Origin of the sequence: Ferrovum sp. (assembly GCF_027317285.1) — a bacterium.
In the GTDB taxonomy this organism is placed as follows: domain Bacteria; phylum Pseudomonadota; class Gammaproteobacteria; order Burkholderiales; family Ferrovaceae; genus Ferrovum.
In genome coordinates, this window is the sequence record NZ_DAHVHV010000083.1 from 1 (window position 1) to 5,248 (window position 5,248).

At 56.7% G+C, this 5,248-nt stretch carries 5 protein-coding genes; all 5 read right to left on the reverse strand.

Annotated elements, in window-relative coordinates:
- Window positions 1-840, reverse strand: an 840-nt coding sequence (locus tag M6F29_RS11190; RefSeq protein ID WP_298159865.1) for a type II secretion system F family protein, incomplete at its 3' end; no start/stop codon positions are given.
- On the reverse strand, window positions 837-2,135 hold the full coding sequence (locus tag M6F29_RS11195) for a TadA family conjugal transfer-associated ATPase (protein WP_298159868.1): 1,299 nt from the start codon (window positions 2,133-2,135) through the stop codon (window positions 837-839). The genes M6F29_RS11190 and M6F29_RS11195, both read right to left, overlap by 4 nt.
- A 103-nt stretch (window positions 2,136-2,238) precedes the next feature.
- Window positions 2,239-3,438, reverse strand: a complete 1,200-nt coding sequence (locus M6F29_RS11200; protein ID WP_297455853.1) for a CpaE/TadZ family protein — start codon at window positions 3,436-3,438, stop codon at window positions 2,239-2,241.
- Between the two features lie 31 nt (window positions 3,439-3,469).
- Window positions 3,470-3,787, reverse strand: coding sequence for a hypothetical protein (locus M6F29_RS11205; RefSeq protein WP_297455855.1), 318 nt, complete (start codon window positions 3,785-3,787; stop codon window positions 3,470-3,472).
- The coding region (locus M6F29_RS11210; RefSeq protein ID WP_298159871.1) for a type II and III secretion system protein family protein at window positions 3,784-5,248 on the reverse strand (1,465 nt) is incomplete at its 5' end. The genes M6F29_RS11205 and M6F29_RS11210, both read right to left, overlap by 4 nt.

The window sequence follows — 5,248 nt, forward strand, 5'->3', positions numbered from 1 at the left end:
GCCAAAAGCCACGGGCAGCAGACACAGGATCCACGCCGAAACCCGCCCTTCCGCCGACAGCACCCGGATGGTACGCCGCAATTTCTGGCGTTCACGCATCAACTTGGCCAACTCCTGCAGCAAGTTGCTCAGGCTACCTCCCGTATCCAGTTGAATCAGTACCGTCAGGACAAAATAGCGCACATCCATCAACTCGACCCGCTGGGCCAGGCCCAACACAGCCTCGCGAATGGAGGACCCATAGGTCACTTCATCCGAGGTCATACGGAATTCACTGCCAATCGGTTCCGGACTTTGTTGCCCGACCACCCGAAAAGCCCCGGAAAATGCGTGACCGGCCCGCAGGGACTGGGCCAGCATATCCAGGGCATCCGGCAACTGCTCCTCGATTTTGGTGCTGCGTGCATGCACCCAGTGCCGCAACAGGGCAAGAGGCGCAAAAACCCCTGCCCCCCCCAGGAAGAGCGCCAGAAAACCCAATCCCAGTCCCCACCCGAGCCCCAGCCCCAGTATCCCGCTCACCCCCATATATCCCAGCATTTGGGCCACAGTCATCTTTTTCCCGCTCCGACCAATCAGCAGGTAAAGGGCTTCCAACCGGTGAAATTGTTTCAGTTTCTCGTCCAGCGCGGAATTCTGGGCATAGGCTCCCTTCTTGATCCAACTTTTTTCAACCGTCGGCATGTCGTCCATGATGAGGCTGAAGCGCATCTTGAATCGTTTTGAATGATCTGCCGCCGAACGATTACCGAAGAAGGTCAGCGTAAACTCCAGCAGCCCAAACAGGGCCAGAAACCCCATGATCAGCAGCAGATAACCCCAAAAGTCGAGAGTATTCATCGCGAGGCATCCGGGTCAAACAGACGTTCCGGCAATGCCGAGCCATGGGATAACAGACGATCCATGAACCGGGGTCTGACCCCCGTTGCCCGATGGCGCCCCAGGACGGCCCCGTCTGCAGCAATGCCGGTTTGCTGGAACTTGAAAATTTCCTGCGTGGTGATCATGTCCCCTTCCATTCCCGTAATTTCGAGAATGCTCATGACCTTGCGCTTCCCGTCGCTGAGGCGGGAGGCCTGGATGATGGCCGTCAGGGCCGACACGATGGTCTGACGCAAGGGTCGAACCGGGATGGTGATCCCCGAGATTCCCACCATGTTTTCCAGACGACTCAGGGCATCGTGGGCATTATTGGCGTGAATGGTGGCCATGGATCCTTCATGCCCCGTATTCATCGCCTGAAACATGTCGATCACTTCGCCCCCCCGCACTTCCCCGATGATGACCCGATCCGGTCTCATCCGCAAACTGTTGCGAATCAGGGCCCGCTGGTTGATTTCCCCCGTCCCTTCCACATTGGGCGGACGGGTCTCGAGACGGACCACATGGGGCTGTTGAAGGCGCAGTTCCGCGGCATCTTCGATGGTCACCAAGCGTTCGTCGTCCGGGATGAAACTGGATAACACATTGAGCAGGGTCGTTTTTCCGCTCCCGGTTCCGCCCGAGATCAGGATATTCAGGCGAGACTTGACCATGGCAGCGATCAACATGGACATTTCCGGGGTCATGCTGCCGTAATCCACCAGATCGTGCACACTGAGGGGAACTGCCGGAAAGCGACGAATGGACAGGGCCGCCCCATCCAGCGCCAAAGGTGGGATGATGGCATTGACCCGTGACCCATCCGGCAAACGGGCGTCCACCATGGGGCTGGATTCATCGACCCGGCGCCCGATGCGCGACACGATCTTGTCGATGATGCGGATCAGATGTTCCTCATCCGTGAACTTGACGTTGGTCAGTTCCAGTTTTCCCTTGCGTTCCACAAATACCGTGGAGGGGCCATTGACCAGGATATCGGAGATGGTCGGATCTGCCAGCAATGGCTCGAGGGGGCCCAATCCCATGACTTCATTCTGAATCGCCGTCACCAGGGCGCGACGTTGGCTGTCACTCATCTCGAGATGGCGTTCCTTGATGGTCTCCTCAACAAAACTGGCCAGACGCTGGCGCAATTGTTCGTCGGAGATTTGCTCCATCATGGACAAATCAAATTTCTTGAGCAGGTCCTGATGGATCTGCGACTTCAGGCGAGAGGCTTCCGCATCCACCCGATGGACGGTGGGAATTGCCACCTCCCGTCCACCTCCCGTTGCTGGCGGAGGTACGGAAGAATTCAGTAAATCACGCAATAGGGACACTTTGATCCTCCTTCTATCACGCGCCCAATCCTCTGTTTCAGGAAGATTTGAACAGCGAAGTAAATTTACCCAACAATGAATGGGAATGGTCGGCGTTCACCACTTTTTCCTCGGATTTCACGCCCAACAACTGGTTGCTCCACTGGATCAGCGCCTGCGTCAAAACCCCCTGGGGGGCAACCTCCATGAGTGGCTTCCCGGTGTTGATCGAGGTATTGACGTTGAAAAAGTCATTGGGCAAGCGCACGACAAACTTGGCTTGAAGGGCATTCTCGATATCCTTCATGGGCAGATCGTCCTTGTTACCCTGGCGATTGGCCACCAATTGAATCTTGGACTCGGGGTAATGCAAGGCCCGAAAGGTGCGCTGCAATCGCTGCATGCCACGCACAAAGGGAAGGACGGTCTGCATGACCGGAAAAACCACATCCGACCGATCCATGACCCGCAGCGCAATGGGTTCCAGGGTACGGGCCAGATCGATACAGATGAAATCATAATGGCGCACCGCCACGGAAATGATGTCATCCACCTGATCCGGCGTGATCCCCACGGACATTTCGGGATTCTGGGGGGCCCTCAACAACCAGAAAGTCTGCTCGATCTGAATGCTGGCCGATTCGATGACCGGGCCGGACAAGTGGGAACGCGCCACCAGGTCTGCAATGCTTTTGATGCTGTCATCGTCAGTCAGACAAAAGGATGCATCGGAAAATTCCAGGTCCAGATCGATCATCAGGACCCGTTTTTTATGCACCTTGGCCAAAATGTAAGCGAGATTGCTGGAAATGAAGGAAGCGCCACTGCCCCCCTTGCTGGGAATGAAGGAATAGACCTTCCCGCCTCGCAAGGCACCCTCGAAAGCTGCCTGACGGCTGCGTGCCCGTTCCACCACTTCGCTCAACCGCTCCTCGAGTTCGGCCAGGTACAAGGCATCGCGCACCCCCACCCGCATGGCCTGAACCAGAATCCGCTCGATCCGTTCCGCACAGATCAGGATCGTGCTGGAATGGGGATGTTGCAGGTTGAACTTCTCGATATTGGCCCAATCCGGTGCTTCCTCCTCCGCCCCGTCGAGAATCAGGAGGTTGGCGTTGGCAATGTCCGGCATGTCGAGATCGAGACGGTGAGCGGGCCGGTTCACCAGTTCGATCTGATCATTGTCCCGCGCGCCAAGCAGCGTCACCTTGATTCGGTGAAGCAAAGCGTTATTTTTAGAAACAACCGTGATCTTCATCGATGTGCCCACTCAACCCGGAAAATCATGCTCAGTAGGAACCCGTCGGATTCGTCACAGGCGCCGCCGTCGGGCCTGCTCCCGCAGCAGCCGCTCCCATCCCCACGGAAAGAGAACTGGACAAGGATTGGGGATGCAGGTAGGAATAGATATAATTGTCCATGGCCGCCTTGGTAGGCGCGCCATCCAGTGCAGTGGGGGCAGTACTCCCCTGCCCAGGCGGAGTTACGGAATGCAAGGCAATATTATTGCGTACCGCTTCACCAAAGCGTGGATCCCCCTCATATTCGGCACACCCCACCAGCATCAGTAGCGAGAGCAGTCCCATGACTGACCGGATCGATGTCATTTTTCATCTCCTTCCATTTTGCCCTCGAGTTGGAACTGGGTTCGGGTCGGGGGCTTGAAACTGTCCGAAGGCAGGGCAACCCGCTCCGTCGTCCCTTTGACGAGATGGGGGGTCACCACAAAAACCAGTTCGGTTCGATTGTGTTGAAACTCCGAACTGCGAAACAGGGGGCCCAGAATGGGCAGTTCGCCCAGCAATGGAAAAGCCTTGATGGTTTCCAGAATATTACTCTGAATCAGTCCACCGATCGCCAGACTTTCTCCATCGTTCAACTGAACGGTGGTGGATGCCCGTCGTGTGGTGATGGTGGGAACGACCATGGCACTGGTTCCCGACCCAAAGGTCGTCCCCGTGGTCAGCAACTCCGAGACTTCAGGCGAAACCCGCAGATTGATTTTTCCCCCGTCGAGTACCGTAGGCAGGAAATTCAGGCCCACCCCATAATCCTCTTCCTGCAGGGTAATGAAGACCCCACCCGCCACGCCCGTACTTTGTGGGATAGGGATATAGATTTTTCCCCCGGCCAGAAAGGAGGCTTCCTGACCGCTCATAGCCACGATGTTAGGTTCCGCCAATACCTTGGCGCGCCCCTTGTCGATTTCCCCCTGCAGGGTCATATTGGTAATCCCACCGGTATACCCCACCCCACCGAGCAGAGTAAAATTTGAAACCAGCGTGGAGGCGCTCGAATTAGCAATGGTCTGCGTGGGATTCGCATTGGTAAAGGAACTCACGCCACCAAAGGTTGTCCCTCCCTGCTGCCCCAACGCCGTATTGGCCCCCATCCGGTCATCCAGGGTTTTCTGGATTTCCACCACCTTGACTTCCAGCATCACCTGCGAAACATTGCGCGTGGCCAGCAAATTGACAATCTTTTTTCCCCCATACTGCTCGGCAATCAGGACGATCTGGCGCAGGATCACGCCATTGGCCACCGATCCCGACAGGACAAAGGATTCTCCTGCCGCACTCACCGTCACCCCTTTTTCCTGGGGAACCAACTCGCGTAACTTGCTCTGCAATCCGGACACATCGATGGACACCACCACATCCATGGAGGTCATGGCCCCATCCCGGGTCCACAGAAACAGATTGGTACTGCCCACCTTCTTGCCCACCAGAAAGATTTCACGATTACGCACCAGACTGACGTCGGCGATCTCCGGGTTGGAAACAGAGACCCGCACCAGGGGAGCATCCGCGTGCACCCGCAAGGATTTGTTCAGCGGCAACGACAATAGGGGCGCGCGATCCCCCGACACCTGTGGAAGAGGCGCTTCCACCACCGGAACCGGATTTGCCGGCGAAACGGGCGATGTTCCAGCCCCGGAGTCAGACCACCCTGCCCCGGCCGCCAGCAACAAAGACGCTCCCATCACCCATTTGATTATTTTCATGTCATGCTCTATTGCGGGACGGTGGACCCATGAACGGTACCCCGGATGATCTCGATGGAAGGAT

Bases quoted from the DNA above. Each gene is read 5' to 3' on its own strand.
- M6F29_RS11200 (WP_297455853.1), bottom strand. From the start codon at position 3,438: ATGAAGATCACGGTTGTTTCTAAAAATAACGCTTTGCTTCACCGAATC.
- M6F29_RS11205 (WP_297455855.1), bottom strand. From the start codon at position 3,787: ATGACATCGATCCGGTCAGTCATGGGACTGCTCTCGCTACTGATGCTG.